The 18841-nt window shown below is 69.8% G+C and carries 15 protein-coding genes; 6 read left to right on the forward strand and 9 right to left on the reverse strand.

Annotated elements, in window-relative coordinates; all coding sequences use genetic code 11:
• The first annotated feature begins 653 nt into the window (after positions 1–653).
• From ACTOQ2_RS29570 to ACTOQ2_RS29580, 3 genes are read left to right on the forward strand one after another with little or no spacing between them, the layout of a single operon-like run.
• Positions 654–1769 (forward strand): sensor histidine kinase, encoded by a 1116-nt coding sequence (locus ACTOQ2_RS29570; RefSeq protein WP_440103973.1) that lies wholly within the window; start codon positions 654–656, stop codon positions 1767–1769.
• A 5-nt stretch (positions 1770–1774) separates the two neighbouring features.
• Positions 1775–2461, forward strand: coding sequence for a response regulator (locus ACTOQ2_RS29575; protein ID WP_440103974.1), 687 nt, complete (start codon positions 1775–1777; stop codon positions 2459–2461).
• A gap of 36 nt (positions 2462–2497) precedes the next feature.
• A complete protein-coding gene (locus ACTOQ2_RS29580) occupies positions 2498–3925 on the forward strand; it encodes a nitrilase-related carbon-nitrogen hydrolase (protein WP_440103976.1) in 1428 nt (475 codons plus the stop codon).
• Between the two features lie 53 nt (positions 3926–3978).
• On the opposite strand, the gene ACTOQ2_RS29585 is transcribed toward ACTOQ2_RS29580, so the two are convergent.
• Positions 3979–4341 carry a hypothetical protein gene (locus tag ACTOQ2_RS29585; RefSeq protein ID WP_440103977.1) on the reverse strand — a complete coding sequence of 121 codons (363 nt, stop codon included), beginning with the start codon at positions 4339–4341 and terminating at the stop codon, positions 3979–3981.
• A gap of 230 nt (positions 4342–4571) precedes the next feature.
• A complete protein-coding gene (locus ACTOQ2_RS29590; protein ID WP_440103978.1) occupies positions 4572–5561 on the reverse strand; it encodes an NADPH:quinone reductase in 990 nt (329 codons plus the stop codon).
• A 518-nt stretch (positions 5562–6079) separates the two neighbouring features.
• Here ACTOQ2_RS29590 and ACTOQ2_RS29595 point away from each other — a divergent pair.
• Together ACTOQ2_RS29595 and ACTOQ2_RS29600 are read left to right on the forward strand one after the other, a co-directional pair.
• Positions 6080–6760: an NADPH-dependent F420 reductase gene (locus tag ACTOQ2_RS29595; protein ID WP_440103980.1), complete on the forward strand. Its 681-nt coding sequence runs from the start codon at positions 6080–6082 to the stop codon at positions 6758–6760.
• Positions 6761–6900: 140 nt separating this feature from the next.
• Positions 6901–7188, forward strand: coding sequence for a hypothetical protein (locus ACTOQ2_RS29600; protein ID WP_440103982.1), 288 nt, complete (start codon positions 6901–6903; stop codon positions 7186–7188).
• A gap of 253 nt (positions 7189–7441) precedes the next feature.
• On the opposite strand, the gene ACTOQ2_RS29605 is transcribed toward ACTOQ2_RS29600, so the two are convergent.
• The 6 genes from ACTOQ2_RS29605 to ACTOQ2_RS29630 all read right to left on the reverse strand — a co-directional run bounded on the left by ACTOQ2_RS29605 (position 7442) and on the right by ACTOQ2_RS29630 (position 14636).
• Entirely contained in the window at positions 7442–9586 is a 2145-nt protein-coding gene (locus ACTOQ2_RS29605; RefSeq protein WP_440103984.1) for a CotH kinase family protein, read from the reverse strand.
• Positions 9577–10422 (reverse strand): polyphosphate polymerase domain-containing protein, encoded by an 846-nt coding sequence (locus ACTOQ2_RS29610; protein WP_440103986.1) that lies wholly within the window; start codon positions 10420–10422, stop codon positions 9577–9579. The genes ACTOQ2_RS29605 and ACTOQ2_RS29610 overlap by 10 nt, the downstream gene beginning before the upstream one ends.
• Positions 10419–11024, reverse strand: a complete 606-nt coding sequence (locus ACTOQ2_RS29615) for a DUF4956 domain-containing protein (protein ID WP_440103988.1) — start codon at positions 11022–11024, stop codon at positions 10419–10421. The genes ACTOQ2_RS29610 and ACTOQ2_RS29615 overlap by 4 nt, the downstream gene beginning before the upstream one ends.
• Positions 11025–11409: 385 nt before the next feature.
• Positions 11410–13032 (reverse strand): ribosomal protection-like ABC-F family protein, encoded by a 1623-nt coding sequence (gene abc-f, locus ACTOQ2_RS29620; protein ID WP_440103990.1) that lies wholly within the window; start codon positions 13030–13032, stop codon positions 11410–11412.
• 415 nt (positions 13033–13447) lie between these two features.
• On the reverse strand, positions 13448–13969 hold the full coding sequence (locus ACTOQ2_RS29625; RefSeq protein WP_440103992.1) for a phospholipase: 522 nt from the start codon (positions 13967–13969) through the stop codon (positions 13448–13450).
• A 304-nt stretch (positions 13970–14273) separates the two neighbouring features.
• A complete protein-coding gene (locus ACTOQ2_RS29630; protein ID WP_440103994.1) occupies positions 14274–14636 on the reverse strand; it encodes a YybH family protein in 363 nt (120 codons plus the stop codon).
• Positions 14637–14800: 164 nt separating this feature from the next.
• On the opposite strand from ACTOQ2_RS29630, the gene ACTOQ2_RS29635 reads away from it, so the two are divergent.
• A complete protein-coding gene (locus tag ACTOQ2_RS29635; RefSeq protein WP_440103995.1) occupies positions 14801–16303 on the forward strand; it encodes a phosphoesterase in 1503 nt (500 codons plus the stop codon).
• Between the two features lie 203 nt (positions 16304–16506).
• On the opposite strand, the gene ACTOQ2_RS29640 is transcribed toward ACTOQ2_RS29635, so the two are convergent.
• On the reverse strand, positions 16507–18765 hold the full coding sequence (locus tag ACTOQ2_RS29640) for an ATP-binding protein (protein WP_440103997.1): 2259 nt from the start codon (positions 18763–18765) through the stop codon (positions 16507–16509).
• Positions 18766–18841 lie beyond the last annotated feature (76 nt).

An 18841-nucleotide genomic window follows, 5' to 3' on the forward strand; every position in this document is an offset into this window, starting at 1 on the left:
TTGTGCGCGCTTCTGTTCACCCAGGCCGGAATGGGGCCCACCCGGGCCCATCCCTGCGGATTCATCACTTCCAACGAAACGAACCCCTCACGCCAGGCTCGGTCGGACCGACGATCACCTTCCCGTGGCCGGCCGTCGTTCATGATCGGGGGCGATCGGAGCCCCCGAGGGTCAGGGCGAGGTGGGCTCGTCCAGAGGGCTCACCCGGTTGCGTGCCACGACGGCCAGGGCGATGAAATCGCGAAAACGCGCGAACTCCTCCCGGTCCATCTTCAGTCTCACCCCGCCCACGACTGGTCGTCGCTCCGCCTGGCACCGAGCCGAACCTTGAACCCGTCGCCGTGCGGCTGGACGTCCCCCCGAGAAACGCCACGTGGTAGCGGCTGCTCTCGGAGAGACCCCGGTGAAAAATTTCAAGGGTCCTGCCGTCACGCACCAGGATGTAACTCATCGAACTGAAATTCCGCTGCCATAACTCCCACTTCGAACCCGTATGGATAATAATGATGCCGACTGTCCCATACGAGCGATGGCCGCACACCGGTGCGCGGCGTGACCACACCCCTTGAGGTGAGACAGGTACGGGCCGCATGACCGGAATGGTCACTCTTGAGAGTGAGGGCAGCGGGCGGACACATCCGGATAATGGACGGATGTTCGCGGCGGGCCGGGCCGGTAGGGCGGTCGACGGGGTGCTGGCGGCGGGCGTGGTCCTGGCCACGGTGGTGCCGCTCCTTCTGCCCGATCCCCCTCCGTGGTGGATCATCGGGCTGGGACTGCTGGCCTCGGCGCCGGTGGTGTGGCGCAGGCGGGCGCCAATGGTGGTGGCGGTGGTGGTCGGGGCGGCGATGTCGGTGCTGGTGACGTGGGAGAAGCCGTTCCTGCCCTTCGGGCCGCTGCTGGCCGTCTACACGATCGCCGACCTGAGTCCGGCGTGGAAGAGGCTGGCGGCGATTCCGGTGATCGTGGCGGCCGTGGGTCTCTCCCTGGTGCTGCCCAGGGAGAACGACGAGACCTTCCGTCTGGTGGGGACCGCCTTCGTCGCCGCCTACGCGCTGGGTACCAGTGTCAGGGCGAGCCGCTCGCGAGCCGCCGAGCTGACCGAGCGGGTACGGCGGCGGGAGCAGGAGCACATCGCGGCGGCGGCCGAGGAACGCACCCGGATCGCGCGCGACATGCATGACATCGTCACCCATTCCGTGGGCCTGATGGTGGTTCAGGCCGAGGCCGGGCCGGTGGTGGTGCGCGACGCCCCGGACAGGGCCGAGGAGGTCTTCGACGCGATCGCCGACACGGGAAGGGGCGCGCTGGCCGAGCTCCGGGGGGTGCTCGCCGCGCTGCGGGCCCCGGGCGAAGGTGACGGACCGGTGCGGGGCCGTACCGGCGAGCGCCTGGGCGAGTCACTTTTCCAGCCGCGTCTGGCCAACCTCCCCGCGCTGCTCGATCGCAGCGGTCTCGATGTGGTGAGCACGACCGCCGGTCCCCCGCGCCCGGTCGCCGGAAGCGTCGAGGCCGCCGTCTACCGCATCGTTCAGGAGGCGCTCACCAACGTGCGCAAGCACGCCGGTACGCATGCCGTGCGCCTCACCCTGACCTGGGGGGAGAGCCTGACGGTGGAGATCGCCGACGACGGGCGAGGGCCGGGTGAGGGCGGCGGGTACGGGCTGGCCGGGATGCGGGAACGGGCCGCGGCGTGCGGCGGGACACTCACCGCCGGGGCGGGACGCGACGGAGGATTCATGGTGAGAGCCGAGTTTCCGCTTGAATGACCCGCATGTTACGGGTACTCATCGCCGACGACCAAGACCTCTTCCGCGCGGGGTTCGGGCTGATCCTGGGGGCGCAGCCGGACATGGAGGTGGTCGGTGAGGCCGCCGACGGCGAGGAGGCGATCGCCGCGGCCAGGCGGCTCCGGCCGGACGTGGTCCTGATGGACGTGCGCATGCCGGGCACGAACGGCATCGAGGCGACCAGGGAGATCTGCGCCACCACCGACGCCAAGGTGCTCGTGCTGACCATGTTCGACCTCGACGAGTACGTCTACGACGCGGTCCGGGCGGGAGCGAGCGGTTTCCTGCTGAAGGACATCCGGCGCGACGAACTGGCCCACGCCGTGCGTACCGTCGCCTCGGGTGCGGCCCTCCTGGCCCCGGCGGCGACCAGGAGGCTGCTCGAGGACCTGGTGCGCAGGCCCGTCCACGGCATCGCCCCCCGGCTGGCGGCCAGGCTGGACGCGCTGACCGAGCGCGAGCGCGAGACGCTGAGGCTGGTCGCGCACGGCCTGTCGAACGCGGAGATCGCCGCCGCGCTCGTGGTCACCGAGCACACGGTCAAGACGCACGTCAGCCGCATGCTCACCAAGCTGGACCTGCGGGACCGGGTCCAGGCAGTGGTGTTTGCCTACGAGTCCGGGCTGGTGGTCGCCGGTGAGAGTGACAGCGGAGATCGCATCCGCGAGTGACGCGCCGGAGGGGTGCGGGCAAGCACGATCGTCGGCATGGAACGCATCCTCCTCCCCCTCGCCCTCACCCTCGCCTCGGCCGTCCTGACGCACCTCGGCACCGGTCTGCACCCCGTCTGGTGGCTCACCTGGCTCGCGCCGCTGCCCGTCCTGTTCCTGGCCCGCCGGGCGGGCAGGGGTACGACCCTCGCCGCAGGGACGCTCGTCTGGCTCGCCGGCCAGGCTCAGATGTGGCCGTACTTCACCGGGGCCCTTGAGATGCCGCCCCCGCTGGCCGCCGCCCTCATCGCCGGCCCCGCGCTCTGCTACGGCCTGGGCGTGCTGCTCTTCCGTACCCTGCTCACGCGCGGCAGGCCGCTCCTGGCGGCGTCGGCCGTACCGGCCGTCTGGGTCACCGCCGAGTACGTCATGAACCTCGCCGGGCCGCACGGGGCCTGGTGGAGCCTGGCGTACACGCAGGCCGACTTCCTGCCCGTGCTGCAGACCGCCTCGGTCACCGGGGTCTGGGGCGTCACCTTCCTCCTGCTGTTCGTACCCGCCTCCGTCGCGGTCCTGCGGCCACGCGCGGCGGTGGTCTCGGGGGTGCTGGTCGCACTTACGCTCGGCCATGGTCTCGTACGGCTCTCGACACCCACCGACACCGGAGGACGGAAGGTCGCGCTCGTCGCGACGGACGCCTCCGAGGATCTCGTCCGCCGGTACGGCGAGGCCGTGGACACCGCGGTGGCGCACGGCGCGGAGATCGTGGTGCTGCCCGAGAAGGTCTTCAGGACCGCCGACCTGCCGTTCGCCCGGCCGGGCGTGGAGGTGGTCGCGGGGATCGCCATGGAGACCAACAGTGCGGTGGGCTACCCCTCCGGCGTGCGCTACGACAAGCACCACATGATCCCCGGGGTGGAGCGCGGGTACCGGCCCGGCACCGGCCTGGCCTTCCTCGACGGCGACCGGCTCGGCCTCATCATCTGCAAGGACCTGGACTTCCCCGGCCTGGTCAGGAAGTACGGCAAGGCCGGCGTCGCCGCCCTGCTCGCACCGGCCTGGGACTTCGATGAGGACGCGTGGCTGCACAGCCGCATGGCGGTGGTGCGCGGCGTGGAGAACGGCCTGGCGGTGGCCCGTGCCGCGCGCGAGGGGCGGCTGACGGTCAGTGACGACCGCGGCCGGATCGTGGCCGAGCGCCACAGCGGCAGAACGGGCATGACCACGGTCACGGCCTCCCTGCCCCGGGAGGGCTCGGCCACTCTCTACACCGCCCTGGGGGACTGGGCCGCATGGGCCTCGGCAGGACTGCTGTTACTCGCACTCGGTGCGGCGGCCCGTACGAGATCCTCCGGCTCGGTCAGCGGGAGCCCGATCGGCGGGAGCGCGACGAGCCTGTCGACACCGAGCCCGGTGCGCGGGCCGGCGAATCGACCGTCCACCCCGGCGTCCGCCGTCATCGGCACGCCCCGGGAGGAGGGATGAGGCGGCGGTCCGCGCCCTATCCCGTGTCTCGCGGAAGACCGTCAGGACCACGATCACCTTGCTGGACGGCTTCCGGAAGGCCGGCCGCCAGGTCGTGCGGCCGAGAGCGACACGCGGCCCGTGCACACCTTCGGGTTGTTCACGCGGTCCCCGTCAAGGATGCCATCGGAGCGGAACGTCAGCGGCTCGTCGCCGCAAGGAAAAGATTCCACACTTCGAGTACTTTCGAGGTTGTCCCGCGCATTCATCGCAGTCATGGTCGCCGCCACGGTCGTGCTCGCCCCGGCCGGGCCGACGTCCGCCGGGATCTGGCAGCTCGCCGGCAGCTTCGAGCCGTCGACGAACCCGGCGTCCCGGCGGACCCTCACCACGCACGGCACATGCACCGGCCCCATCTTCAGCAACTCGACGAGCACGCTCCGTACGGGCAGCGGCCTGGTCTCCATCAGGGCCCACAACGGCGGCGACCGGTGCGATCGGCCGGACCATCCGCCTCACCCCGGTGAGCGTTCATCCCGGAGCCCGCTGCAGCGCCGGCGTCTGGACGGAGATGTGGAACGAATCGACCTCGTTCAATATCGAGGTCATCGACCCCGACACCGGGACGTACATCCCCCGCCTCGCGTCCCGTGGGAAACGGGTCCCGCTACGGAAGGACGACGATGCGCCCGCGGGGGTGGTGAGGTTCGGCGCCTTCCTGGAGACGGTGAGATCGGGCGGCCTCGGTGAGCGGCAGCCGTGTCCCGATCCGGGAGACCAGGGTGCCGCGGGCCAGGAGGTGGTTGATCGCCGTTGCCGCCGTGGCGAGCTCGGCCACGGTGGCGTTGCTGATCGCGAAGCCGCGGAGGCTGGCGTCGCGCGTGTACAGCTGTCCCACCGGCAGCACGGGGGTGGCGCCGAGACCGGCCAGGATGATCATCCGGCCACCGCGGGCGAGCAGGGGGACGGTCCGCTCCAGGTGGTGTCGGCCGGCGTTGTCCCAGAAGACGTCCACCCCGCCGGGAGCGAGTTCGGCGATCTTCCCGTACACACCCGGGTCGCGGTAGTCGACGACCTCGTCGGTGCCGCACCGCCGGCACCAGTCGAAGTCGTCCGGGCGCGCGGTCGCGACGACCCGCGCCCCCGCGGCCGCGGCGAGTTGAACGGTGGCCGTGCCGACCCCGCCGCCCGCGCCGGTCACGACGACCGTCTCCCCGATCCGCAGGCCCGCCTCCCTGAACAGGCCGATGTGCGCGGTGGCGGCGGTGTGCAGGCAGGCGACCGCGTTCTCCGGATCAACGCCGGCGGGCAGGTGGTAGAGCCGGTCGGCGGGCACGACGGCGTAGTCGGAGAAGGACCCCTGGCGACCGTCGAACCCCAGGCTGTCGCACCACACCGTGTCGCCGGGGGCGAACCCCGGCGCCGCCGTGATCACGGTCCCCACCAGGTCGCGGCCGATGACGAACGGGTACGGCAGGCGGGTCCGGTAGGCGCCGGAGCGGACGAAGGTGTCGACGTGGTTGACGGCGAGGGCCCGCACCCTCACCAGGACCTCCGACGAGCCGGGTTCGGGCACGGGGAACCGGCCGATCCGTATCTCGTCCGCCGGCCCGGGCCACGTGATGTACGCCGCGGTCATGGTCTCCGGGACGCTCATCATTCCTCCCCCACGTCGGCTTCCGCGTCGGCCTCCACGTCGGCCTCCACGTCGGCTTCCACGTCGGCTTCCGCGGCGGCGAGGTGCGTACGCGCTCACCCCCGCCTGCGATCACCCTCCTCGGCGTCGCCGAAGGCGCGGGCCGGAGACGAGATCGGCAGTGGCCTCTCGGGTTCCTCGAGAAGACGTGCGCGTGAGACATGGTGCCTGCCGTCTCGATCGACGACAGCGATCACAGGGCCGGTGTCCGCGAGCGTGGCGGTCACGCCGGCCGATCGAACCCCTCCACCAGGTGGTGAAGCTCCTCATGCGCATGCCCGGCGCTCATGACCACGAGTCTATGCAAGCCCTTCCGCTCGCGGCAGCGGCACCACACCCATGGGCTTCGGTACGGCCGGGATCGCCGCCCTTCGGCCCGCGCAGGTCTCGGCATCGAGATTTCGCGCCGGACGCGTTGCCCGCGGTCCATGGAAAAGCGGCGGGGAATGCCGGGTGCGGCGCGGAAGTTGGTGGTCGTCATGACAACTGTTGGATTCATCGGCAGCGGAAACATCGGTGGCACGGTCGCCCGGCTCGCCGTCGCGGCGGGCTACGACGTGGTGCTGAGCAACTCACGCGGCCCCCGGACACTGAAGGAACTGGTCGACGAGCTCGGGCCGAGGGCCGCCGCCGCGACCTCCGCCGAGGCCGCCGCGGCCGGCGACCTGGTGGTCGTCAGCATCCCGCTGCGGGCTTACCTCGACGTTCCGGTGGAGCCGCTCGCCGGCAAGACCGTCCTCGACACCAACAACTACTACTCCGAGCGGGACGGGACCTTCCCGGAGCTCGACGCCGGATCCGTCACGTCCAGCGAACTGCTGCAGCGGCACCTGACGATGTCCAAAGTCGTCAAGGTCTTCAACAACATCTACTTCCAGCACCTGCGGGCGCTGGCCCGGCCCTCCGGTGCGGCGGACCGCAGTGCCCTGGCGATCGCGGGCGACGACGGCGGCGCGAAGGGAGAGGTGACCGCGTTCCTCGACCGGATCGGTTATGACACCGTCGACGCGGGAGCACTCGCGGAGGGGTGGCGTTTCCAGGTGGGAACCCCCGCGTACGGCTTCGTCTACGCGGGAGGGATCGAGAACTTCTGGGAGTCGCCGGGAGTGCCCGTCGACGCCGCGACGCTCCGCGCCAAGCTCGCCGACGCTCAGCGCTGACACCCGGCCTGACGGCGTGGTCGCGTGCCGTCAGGCCGGCGCCGCGATCTCCATCGACCCCTTACAAGCGCGAGAGGACCAGCGCCCCGCCAGAGGGAACCGGCCGGGATGTACGGTGCGATGAAGGAGGATGACGCCATATGGCAGATGAGCAGATGACGACGATCGGCAAATGCTACGTATGCAAGCGCACCTTCGGTTTCATCCCCGCGAACGTGACGACCGTCACGATCGACCCTGAGAGCGGCCTTCCTCCCGGCATGACGGTGTTGGGCACCCTCCGCGAACCGACACCGGAGGCGACGGCCAGATCGGTCGAGGAACCCCTCTGCCCCAGCTGCCTGGACAGGGCGAAGCAGTTCCTGGAACTCACCCGTTCGCCCGCTCCCCCCTTCGAGAAGTGGCACAACAACCCTGATCCCGGCTGATTCCCGGGCATGGTCGAAGGCGTCTCGGGGAACGGCCGGAGATGATCGAGGGCTCCGAGCACGGCGAGGCCGAGTACGGGCCCACCCGGGCCGGGTGGGAGCGGCGTCGGCCGGAATGTTCGATTCCCTCCACCCGCTCCAACGCCGGGGCCCAGGCCCAGGTCGGGAAACGATCCCCGACCTGGACCCCGAGGTTTCTCGGACTCTTCGTCCCCACGGGTCGCCGGCGTTCAGCCGGTCGTGACCGATGCGGTCACGGGCCGGCGCAGGTCATCACCGGGGTGGCGGAGGACCCTCCGGCGGTGAAGCCGAAGGTCGTGCTCGCGCCGGCCGCGATCGAGCCGTTCCACGACTCGTTGCGCACCGTCACGTTCGAACCGGAGCCCGAGCGCACACCTCCCCACAGCTGGGTGACGGTCTGCGAACCGGGCCAGGCCCAGTTCACGGTCCAGCCGCTGATCGGCGCGTTGCCCGCGCGCACCGTGACCTCACCCTGGAAACCACCGGACCAGGAGTTGACCACCCGGAGCGTCGCCGAGCAGGCGCCGCCCGGCGTGGGCGTGGGCGTGGGAGTCGGAGTGGGAGTCGGAGTGGGAGTCGGGGTCGGGGTCGGGGTGGTGGTCGTACCGCCCCACCCCGCCGTCGAGTCCAGCCAGGCCGTGCGGCGCAGCATCCAGTCCCGCATGTACTGCACCTGGCCCTGCCACGTGGGCGCGGTCGGGGTGTTGAAGAAGCCGATGACCGGCGTCGAGAGGTTCGGCCAGCGTTGGAAGTTGCGCTGCGCGGCGTTGGGCAGCGGCCTGGCGAGAGCGTCGATCCTGCTCTGCAGGGCGGTGTCGGAGAGCAGGCCGCGGCGTAGGGTCTGCCAGCGCGACCTGACCTGGTTGACGAAGGCCGGATCCCGTAGGAGCTGGGTGAACCAGTCGTTGGCCAGCGGCTGCCGGGTCTGCTGGTACTGCCAGCCCGCGATCTGGTCGTTCTGGAAGAATCCGCCCACACCGAACGTGAGGTCGAAGTCCCACAACGGACCGGCGAAGATCTTGGTATCCCGATCCTTGTAGAAGTGGGAACTGCGGACGTACGCGTCCATGCTCCGGCTCAGCTCGTTGACGATCAGGTGGTCGATGAAGGAGTCGACGTCGATGTACGCCCGGTAGCCGGTGGCCGGGTCGGCGAAGTTCGGCGCCCGCAGTACGTTGTGGAACTCCTGGATGTGGTTGCGCAGCCAGTCCCGCTGCTGGGGCTGCAACGGGGACGGGTCGACCACTTCGAGGTAGTTCCAGCAGGTGGCCGCCGGCCCGCCGCACGGCAACGTCGGCTCCTCGGCGGCCATCCACTCGAACTTCCAGATGTATCCGCCCGTGATCTTCGGCAGGGTCGTGTCGTCCTCGTCCAGCTGCTTGAGGTCGAGACGGTCCTTGGAGTTCTTGATCGTCTCGACGATCATGTAGACGCCCATGTAGTCGCCGGCGCCCACCGGGCCGGCGTCGGTGTTGAGGTAGAGCTCCGCGAACGCGTACCGCGGGGCCTGCAGGCCCATCTCCCTGCCGAGGTCGTAGACGAATGCCTCCCGGATCAGCGACTTGTCGGTGAACGGCCCGCGCAGCACCCAGTCGGAGTCGGCGGGCATGCCGAGCACCGGATAGTCGGCGTCGTCGTTGTCGTTGTCCCAGAACTCGACGCGGTAGGGCGTCTTCTCGAACGTGGCCGACGACTGCCCCCGCAGCCGGAATCCGGCGCGGGTGGCGACCGCCGGAGCCGCGGCCAGCGACGTCGTCCCGCCGCCGCCCGGCTGGAAGATCATGGTGGTGGCGTCGAAGTACTCCCGGGCGGGCTTGCCCGCACCGTAGGAGTCGATCATGATCACCGGCAGGTCGTGCGCCGTGGCGGTGTCGCGGGCGGCGTACATCGCCGTTCCCGGCGCCCCGGACGCCGTCTGGCCGACGAAGGCCTGTGCCCGCAGCTGGGTGGTGCGGGTGAACCGCAGGGGTGTGCCCTGGTAGAGCGCCGACTGCGCGGTGGGCAGCCGCCCGTCGGTGGTGTAGCGGATCTGGGCTCCGCTGATCGCGGTGCTCAGCGACACCGTCACCTGTCCCTGGAAGGTGCCGCTCGGCACGGAGAAGGCGATGTCGCCGACCAGGTCCTCCGCCGCGGCGGCCGCGGCGACGGCTCCGGCGCCAGCGTTGGCGCTGGCGCTGGCGCTGGCGCTGGCGCTGGTATTGACGCTGGTATTGGCGTTGGCGGCCAAGGTGTCGGCGGCCGCGGTGCTCGCGATGTGACCACCCGGCCGGGCGCCGGAACCCGACTCGGCGATGGCCGGCAACGGGTGCGGGACGAGGAGCCCGGCGAGGAGCACCGCGGTGGCCGCGGCGCGGGTGCCGCGGAGGGTCAGACGCACGATGTCTCCTGTTCGGGTCGGGGGGAGGCGGGCAGATGGAAGATGGTGGGCACCGGATCCACCGACGACGCGGTGTCCCGGAAGTGGCGACGCAGCGTCCGCCGCCACGGCGCGTCGGGCAGGTCCAGGCGGAGAGCGGCCAGGCCGGTGGCGTACTTGGAGATGCGCGCGGGCCTCGTCCCCGCCTGCCACAGCATGCGGTCGACCGGCGTGGCGGCCAGGGTGGACTTGGTCTCGACCACGGCGAGGCCGGACAGCCTCAGCGTGGAGCCGGCGTCCCGCCAGACGAGCCCGGTGTCGATGGTGACCCGGCTCGCGGTGTCCGGCAGCAGCAGGGTGGCGCGGTGATACTCGGTGACCAGGATCGGGTCGAGGGGGTTCCCGGCGGCGGGAACGATCGACTCGCGGGCGAGCGCCTCGTCGACGAAGTCGCGCCCCAGGTGCACGGTGCCGCAGTCCTGCGGGTGGTACGGCAGCCGGTGTTTGGTGACGCTCCCCCGCGCTCCGCTGATCTTGACCTCCAGCCAGCACTGGTCGGAGTCGAGGTAGGTGCGGGTGCGCACCTTGAAACGCCGGCGCCTGCGATACGCTGCGCAGTGGTAGCTGGCCAGCCGCGGGGTGTCGAAGTACACCGACCTGTAGCGGAACGTACGCTCGCCGGCGATGTCCAGTGCCTGGGCGTACGGCGTGAGCCGCCTCAGCAGGCCGGGCAGTGTCTCCGCCGGGACGAGATACTTGCGGTCCACCCTGGTCTGCAGCGCGGCGCGGTCGATCAGTTCGGCGAGCCCGACGGGGGCCAGTCCCGCCAGGGCCGGCATGAGGGGTGCCGTGGTCATCGGTACGCTCCGGAATGGGCGGGGGCGACGGATTCGGTGGTCAGGTCGCGTCCGGTCAGCGCGTACCGGACGTCGACCACGGTGGTCTCGTTGACCATGTCGATCCGCTGGACGGTGACGGCGTGCACCCGGGCGTCGAGCAGTTGTTCCAGGTGCGCGACGAGCACGGCATGGTCGGTGATGGCCGAGTCGAGCACCAGGATCTGATGCCGGTAGTGCCGGAACAGCCGCCTGTGGTCGCCGAGGTACATCACCACGAGGATGAGAACCATCAGGCCGCCGCTGAGCCACACCGAGGTGGTGCTCAGCGCGCCGAGGATGCCCATGGCGAGGGCGGAGAAGTAGTACGCGACCTCGTGCTGGTCGAGTTCCGTCGAGCGCAGGCGAATGATGGACAGCACGCCGAACAGCGCCATCCCCAGCCCGAGCCCGGCACCGGCGTCGCTGGCGCTCAGCGCGCTCGCCACCGCGAGGACGCCGACGTTGACCCCCAGGTAGGCGACGACCAGATCGCGGCGGCGATGTCGTGGGAAGTAGAGCCCGAAGACGAGCAACATCACCGTGCAGATGTCGATCGCGAACAGGATGAGCTGTGACCTCACGTTCGTTCCTCCTGAACCGCTGCCGGGGTTGGCCGAGCACCGCCCGCTTCCTCGCAGGATCCGCAGGGCGGTCGCCGAAACTTTCAAAGTTTCAGATAAACTTTCGGGAACCCGGCCGGAACGATAAGTGCACTAAAGGTGTCGAGTCAATGAACTCCCCTGGCACACAGCACAGCCACCACAGCGCCGTTTCTTGTCGCCCTCGCGTCGCCGCGCACCGAAGAAAGAGTTTCTCCCTGTTCAAGGCCAATCACAGATCGGCACTACCGCTATCAGGCGAGAACAAAGGGCGACGCGGACCATGGTGCGCCCACATCATCCAGACTTGAAAGTTTCGGCGACACCTGTTCGAAAGGCGAGGGCAAAACCACCGCGCATGGCACTGTCACCGACTCTCCAGCAGTCGGCCCTCGGAGAGCCGCAGCCAGCGGTCGACCTTGATCTCCGCGAGGAAGCGTTCGTCGTGGCTGACCACCACGAACGCCCCTTCGTAGGCGCTGAGCGCGCTCTCCAGCTGGCCGACGCTGACCAGGTCGAGGTTGTTGGTGGGTTCGTCCAGCAGCAGCAGCTGGGGCGCCGGTTCCGCGTACAGCACGCAGGCCAGGGTGGCGCGCAGCCGCTCGCCGCCGGACAGCGCGCCGACCGGCAGGTGGACGCGGGAGCCGCGGAACAGGAAGCGGGCGAGCAGGTTCATCCGCTGGGCCTGCGGCATCGCGGGGGCGAACGTGGCCATGTTCTCCGCCACGGTGCGGTCGAGATCGAGCAGGTCCAGCCGTTGGGACAGGTAGGCGACCCGCCCGTCGGCCCGCCTGGCCCGGCCGCCCTCCGGTTCCAGATCGCCGTTGATCAGACGCAGCAGGGTCGACTTGCCGACGCCGTTGGAGCCGGTCAGCGCGATCCGCTCGGGTCCCCGGATCGTCAGATCGGCGCCCTCTCCCGCGAACAGGGCCCGCTCACCGTAGTGGACCTGCATCCGTTCGCCGAGGAAGACCGTGCGTCCGGCCGGGACGTTGGTACCGGGCAGTTCCAGCGTGATCCTCTGCTCGTCGCGCAGGGCGCGGCCCGCCTCGTCGAGCCGGGCCTTGGCGTCGTTGACCCGAGCGGCGTGGACCTCGTTCGCCTTTCCCGCCGACTCCTGGGCGTCGCGCTTCATCGTCCCGGCGAAGATCTTCGGCAGGCCGGCGTCCTTGAGGTTGCGGGAGGCGTTGCTGGCCCGCCGCGCCGCCCGCTCGCGGGCCTGCTGCATCTCCCGCCTCTCCCGCTTGACCTCCTGCTCGGCGTTGCGGACGTTCTTCTCCGCGACCTCCCGCGCGGCGCGCGCGGCCTCCTCGTAGGCGGTGAAGTTCCCGCCGTAGGAGCGGATCTCGCCCCCGTCGAGCTCGGCGATGCGGTCCATCCGGTCCAGCAGCGCCCGGTCGTGACTGACCAGCAGCAGGCAGCCGTTCCAGTCCTCCAGCACGCCGTAGAGCTTGCGGCGCGCGTCCAGGTCGAGGTTGTTGGTCGGTTCGTCGAGCAGCAGGACGTCGGGCTGCTTCAGCAGCTGCGCCGCCAGGCCGAGGGAGACGACCTGGCCGCCGCTGAGGGTGTGCAGGGGCCGGGTGAGGGAGAGCTCCCCGAGGCCGAGCCGGTCCAGCTGGGCACGGGTGCGCTCCTCGATGTCCCAGTCGTTGCCGATCGTGGTGAAGTGCTCCTCGCCGGCGTCTCCGGACTCGATGGCGTCCAGGGCCCTGATCACCGGAGCGATCTCCAGGACCTCGGCCACGGTCAGGTCACCGGCCAGCGGCAGGCTCTGCGGGAGGTAGCCGAGCACGCCCTGGACGGACGCGGTCCCGCCGCCGGGCCGGTACTCGCCGGCGATCAGCTTGAGCAGGGTGCTCTTACCTGCGCCGTTCGGGGCGACGAGGCCGGTACGGCCGCCGCCCACGGTGAAGGAGAGATCCTGGAAGACCGGGGTGTCGTCGGGCCAGGAGAAGGAAAGGTTCGAGCAGATGATGAACGCATCGGACATGCGAGAAAACCTCGTGTGGGACGCGGGCGCGCCGAAAGCCGCCCGGCAGGGGAACAGGAATCAGTGAAACGACGGCATGGCCACGGCGACGGCGCTCCTACGCGCCGGCCGGTGGCCGATCACTTCCGGTATCACCCGGAGATGTCGTCGTCACCTATCACTTCTGGTCTCCCTTGTGTCCTGTCACTCGCAGCCCATCATATTAGGTACGAACGGGTGCGAACGCGAGCCCCGGGGAGGCCCGCGAGGCGGGCGGCTCCCGCGGCGAGCCCGATCGTTCACATGGGCGAGGTGTCCCGCCGGGGCGAGACGGTCAGAGGGCGCGGACCGTCGTCGCGGTGCGGGCCGGCACGAGGCCGGCCCGCCACGGATCAGTGAGGGGAAGTGATCCAGCCCTCGCGGGGAGCGGGACGGGTCACGCCTCCGCTTCCTGGGTGGCCTGTTCGGCCGCCTGGCGGATCCGCTCGATCTGCGCCCCGGTGACGTTGAGCGTGCCGAATTCCTTGACCGCCTGGTAGTAGGTCCAGGCGAGGCTGTTGCAGGTGCCCCTGGGGATGGTGGAATATCCCGCGCAGACCTGCCTCATGTCGAAGTAGAACGCGTCGTCGATGCGTGCCTTGTTCGCCGGGAACTGGCTCACCGCCTTGTAGTTGCGGTAGCCGAAGTCGTGACGCCGGCACGGCGTCCTGAAGTCGAAGCCAAGTGGCTGGTCGGGGCTGCTCGAACACAGATCGGTCGACCAGTCGAAGGCGTAGTCTCCCCAGGCTCCCTGGTTCTGCCAGGCAGAAAGCCAGCTCGCGGCGCTGGCCGCGGTGGGCTGGCTGAAACTCGAAAGTGCGGCGAGCTTTTGCTCCAGTGTCACCGCATAGGCGGGCGGAGTTAATCCGAGTAGTGCGGTGAGGGAGAGGGCGGCGGTTGCGAGGGCGCGTTTGACCATGGACTCTGCCTTTGTCCGGGGGATACCTCTCGCGGCAGGACTCTGCCACGGCCTAACAATGAGGCGAAATACCCGGTGACGCCGGAACAGATCTTCGTCAACATCGGCGCGGATATTCGTGCACGGCAGCTCTTTACAATGTTTACAGATTCAAGTAAGAACCCCTTTCCTGCTTGGCGCGGGCAGGCGGCGGCCCGCTCCGCCTGGAGAGGGCCTGGAGAGGATCACCCGGTGGGGTGACCGCCCGCCGCCCGGAGCCCGCCCTCGCTCAAGGACGTTCGGCGCCGCTGCCGCCGCGCCTCGCTCAGGTGTCGAGGTGCGTGGCGTGTCCCTCCACGACGAGGGGACCGTCGAAGACGAGAACCTCGTTGACCAGGCGGCCGCTCGCCGTCCGGTTGCGGTAGTTGATCACCAGGGTGTTGATCCCGACGTAGGCGGCGATCATCTCGAACCGCAGGTCCGGGGCGCTCCTCAGGCCCGCGGCCCAGTACTCGCGCAAGGCGGCCTTGCCCCGGACCACACCTCCGGAGCCGGGGACCAGCGCGGCCGCGGTCGGGGAGGTGAAGAGCACGTCCTCGGCGAAGTGCGACAGGACGGCCTCGACGTCGTGGGCGTTCCAGTCCTCGATCCAGCGGTCGGCGAAGGCCCGAAGCTCTGCGTGGTCCATGGCCGTCATGGTGCCACGCGGCCGGCGGTTACCGCGCGGGGATGATTTCTAACCTTCTGAGGCAGTTGTTCTTCGTTGTCCCGTTCCCTGTTCATGTCGCGTTCAGCGCGACCTTCGAGACTCGCGGGTCGGGACCAAGTTGAAGATGACCGAAAGGCTTCATTGTGAAGGACCAGAACATCGAAGACCCCGAGCGCTCGTCGATCTCGCGGCGTCGATTGGTCAAGTACGCCGGCCTCGGGGCGACGCTGGTCGCCGCGAGCCCGCTGGCGACCGGCAGCCCGGCGTGGGCGGAGGCGGACCCCGAGCGCGGGAGCGAGAACCGCGGCAACTCCCGTGACCGGGTGTGGCGCGCCGGTGACCACCACGTGCACTCGGAGTACAGCGGCGATTTCGACACCTCGACGAACCCGCCGAAGTTCACCAAGGGCGGCGACGCCGTGTACCCGATCGTCACCAACGCGATCATGGCCAAGTACTTCGGTCTGAGCTGGGCGATGTGCACCGACCACGGCGGGCCGACGCACTCGAAGGTGAACCTTGAGCAGGCCTACCCCGACCTCCTGCGCTCGCGCGTGCTCGTGCCCGAGGTCCTCCAGTTCTGGGGGATGGAGTTCGACGCCCCGGCGCTGGACCACCACACGCTGATGATCCCCCACCACTCCGGTGAGGCACAGCAGCTGTTCGAGCTGGAGAGCCGCTTCGCCAAGCACGACGCGTTCCCCGCCGACCCCGGCCGCGACACCGAGGCCAAGATGGTGGAGTTCCTGAAGGCCGCGAAGGACATGCGGCAGAAGCCGCTGGTGATCGCCCACCACGCCTCGCGGTCGGCGCCCGGTCTCGGCGTCTACGGGCAGGACACCCCCCGGGAGTTCCGCAACGGCAACAACGTCGCACCGGAGATCTACGTCGGCTTCGAGGGTGCTCCCGGCCACCAGGCGGGCCCGCTCAACGGCGGCGCGCGCGGAGGGTACGGCAACCACCCGACCTACGGCGGCTTCGACCAGATGACGGCTCGCGTCGGCGGCCTCTGGGACTCGCTGCTCGGCGAGGGGCGTCGCTGGTGGATCACCGCGACCTCGGACTCCCACGTGCACTGGACGCGCGGCGGCGCCGACTTCTGGCCGGGCGAGTACAGCAAGACCCACGTGCTGGCCAGGCAGGACTACGCCGACATCATGGACGGCCTGCGCAACGGGCGGATCTGGGTCGGCACCGGCGACCTGATCACCAGCCTCGACGTCACGGCGAGCACCCAGGGCCGCCAGGCCACCACGGGTGAGACCCTCACCGTGAGCCGCCGCAACCGCACCGACGTCGACATCGAGATCAGGTTCCGGCCGCTGGAGGGCAAGAACGCCAACGGCGACCACCCGGAGGTCCGGCGCGTCGACCTGATCACCGGCCAGATCACCGGCCCGAGCGCCAACCTCGACGCCGACACCAACCCCACCACGAAGGTCGTGGCCCGGTTCGGCCCGCGCGACTGGCGCAGGTCGGGACGCGAGTACGTCATCCGCCACACCCTGCGCGACGTGCAGGGCGACTTCTACGCCCGCGTGCGCGGCACGAGCACCGACGAGGCCGAGCCGCTCGCCGACGGCAAGGAGAGCCCCTGGGAGGACCTGTGGTTCTACTCGAACCCGGTCTTCGTCCACTACCGCTAACCCGCCGTCCGGACGACCTCTTCCCAGAGGAGAGGCCCGCCCTCTTCACCGTGTCCGGCCGTTCAGGACCGCCGTGGTGGTGGTCCTGAACCCGTTCCCTTCGGAGCGGACCTGGCGAAAGGGCGGTTCCCGGGGCAGGGGCCCCCGCCCGATTCCCCGGCTCTGGGCCGCCGCGGTCGCCCGCGGCCGGTCCGGTGTCCCGCTCAGGATGCCACCGAGGGAGTGTGATCCTCCAAAGTCTCAAGCCGGGTACGCAGCAACCGGGCTCTCCCCTTCGCATGCACGGTGGAGTAGTGCGCGAGAGCCACCGTCCAGTGAATCCGTGCCTGTGCGTCGTCCCCGGATCGCGCGGCGAGGCTGCCGAGGTGGTCGTGAGCGCGGGCCTCCTCGAAGAGGCTGCCCCCGGATCGGCCGGATTCGACCGCGGCGGAGAACGCCTTCTCCGCCGCCGTCCATTGGCCGAGAGGGAGATACGCCTCACCGAGGCAGTTGAGGGTCATCGCGGCGTCGACGTGCAGCCCGAGGTCCTCGAAGATCTGCAATGCCTCCGGAAGGCGGCCGACGGCCGCGTGATACCTGCCGAGCTTCGTCTCGATGAAAGCGATGTCGCGAAGCATGATGGCTCTTCTGCGTCGGCTACCGTGGGCGCCGACGAAATCGAACGCCTGGAAACTCTCCCGGAGAGCCTCCTCGTGATCTCCCCGGTAGTGGTGGATCCAGGCGTGATGCGCCAGTGCCGTGCTCGCTCCGTACGCGTCGCCCAGTTCCTCGAAGAGGGTCATCGCCCGGTGGTAGTGCCCCGCCGCGGTGTCCAGGTCCCCGGTGTGCATGACCGCGAGGCCGAGATCGTTGAGAGTCCTCGCCTCGGCCTGCCGGGCGCCCGCGCGGCGGGCGGCGGCCAGAGCCCACGTGTGCGTCTCGATCCAGTCGTCCACCGGCTTGGTGATGAAAAAGAAGCCCCGCAGGCCGTAGGCGAGTTGCCAGCACCGATCGTCGAATCCGTGCCGCCCGGCCGCCTGGCAGGCGGCAACCGCGTTCCGCTGCTCGGCGACCATCCAGCCGAGCGCCGCTTCGTAACCTGAGAGGTCCGGTAGACCGGCGGGTTCGGGTGAGGGAAGCGGTTCCCGGTACCGTTCCGGCGTGATCACCCGATCCGCGCGGTCGACGGCGTGCAGGTAGTAGTCGATCACGCGGAGAAGTGCGCTCTCGCGCTCACCTGCGTCGAGTTCGGTCGTCGCCACCTGTTCGGCGAACGTCCGGACCAGGTCGTGGAAGCGGTGGCGGCCGGGTGCGTGGCGAACGAGAAGATTGGCGTCGACCAGGCGCCCCAGCGACCTCTCGGTTCCCTGCGGGCTTTCGCCGAGCAACGCCATCGCCGCACCGACCCCGAATTCGTTGCCGGTGTGCAGTGCCAGGGCCGTGAACGCCCGCTGGAGGCCGGGCGAGAGCGCTTTGAACGAGACACGGAACACGGCGGCCGCGTCGCGCTCGCCGTCGTCGATCTCCTCCAGGCGCTGCCGTTCGTCGGCGAGACGGTCATCGAGATCGTCCAGGCCGGTGACCGAGCCGGACCGTAACCGCGCCGAGGCGATGCAGATCATCAGGGGAAGCCGTCCGCATCGTTCGACGATCCGTTCCATGAGCGCGTCGGTCGCGGTGTCCGGGGTCGCGGTCGCGACGGCCCCCGAGAGCCGCAGGAGTTCCTTCGCCTCGTCGACCGGAAGCGGCGCGAGTTCGAGCCGCCATTCGCACTCCAGCGCGTTGAGCGTGTTCCTGCTGCTGACAATGATGTCGCAACCACCAGGCGACGACAGGATGGGGGCCACGTGCTGGGCGTCGCGGACGTTGTCCAGGACGATGAGCATCCTCTTGCCCGCGACACGGTCGCCGAACATCGCGGCACGCTCCTCGACGTGCGCGGGTACGAACTCCCCCGGCACGCCGAGTCGCCCCAGGAACCGGCCCAGCACCTCGCCGGCCGAAACGGCACGCGAACCGGCCTGACCGTGCATGTCGATGAAGAGAACCCCGTCCGGATAGGCGGTTTTGAGACGGTGGACCACCTGAAGCACCAGAGTGGTCTTGCCCACTCCGCCCATCCCGGTGACCGCGCAGACCGTTCCGGATCCGGAACGCCGCCCGGCGAGCAGGCGTTCGAGCTCGGCGACCTCCCGCGTACGGCCCACGAAGTTCGTCGGGTTCCTTGGCAGCCCCGACAGGGGCGCTCGCCTCGCCGGTTCCGGGGGCACAGGACGGTTCGCCCGAAACTGGTCCTCGGTCAGCACCACGATCACCGTGGCCATGCCGACGACCACGACGAGACCGGAGAACAGCCACCAGTTCCACGCGGTGGTGATCAGATTCGTCAGCACGCCGGCGACGGCGCCCAGCACGGGACCGCTCGCGAGAATCACGACGCGCTGCCGCACGCTCCGTGCGGCCGGCTTACCACCGTCATCCATGGCGGCGATCCCCCTGGTGGTTTCGCACTCGCTGACATCTCCCTCAACTGTAGGAGCCGGTGACTTCCGCGCCCAG

This window comes from Streptosporangium sp. H16 (assembly GCF_051918855.1).
Taxonomy (GTDB): domain Bacteria; phylum Actinomycetota; class Actinomycetes; order Streptosporangiales; family Streptosporangiaceae; genus Streptosporangium.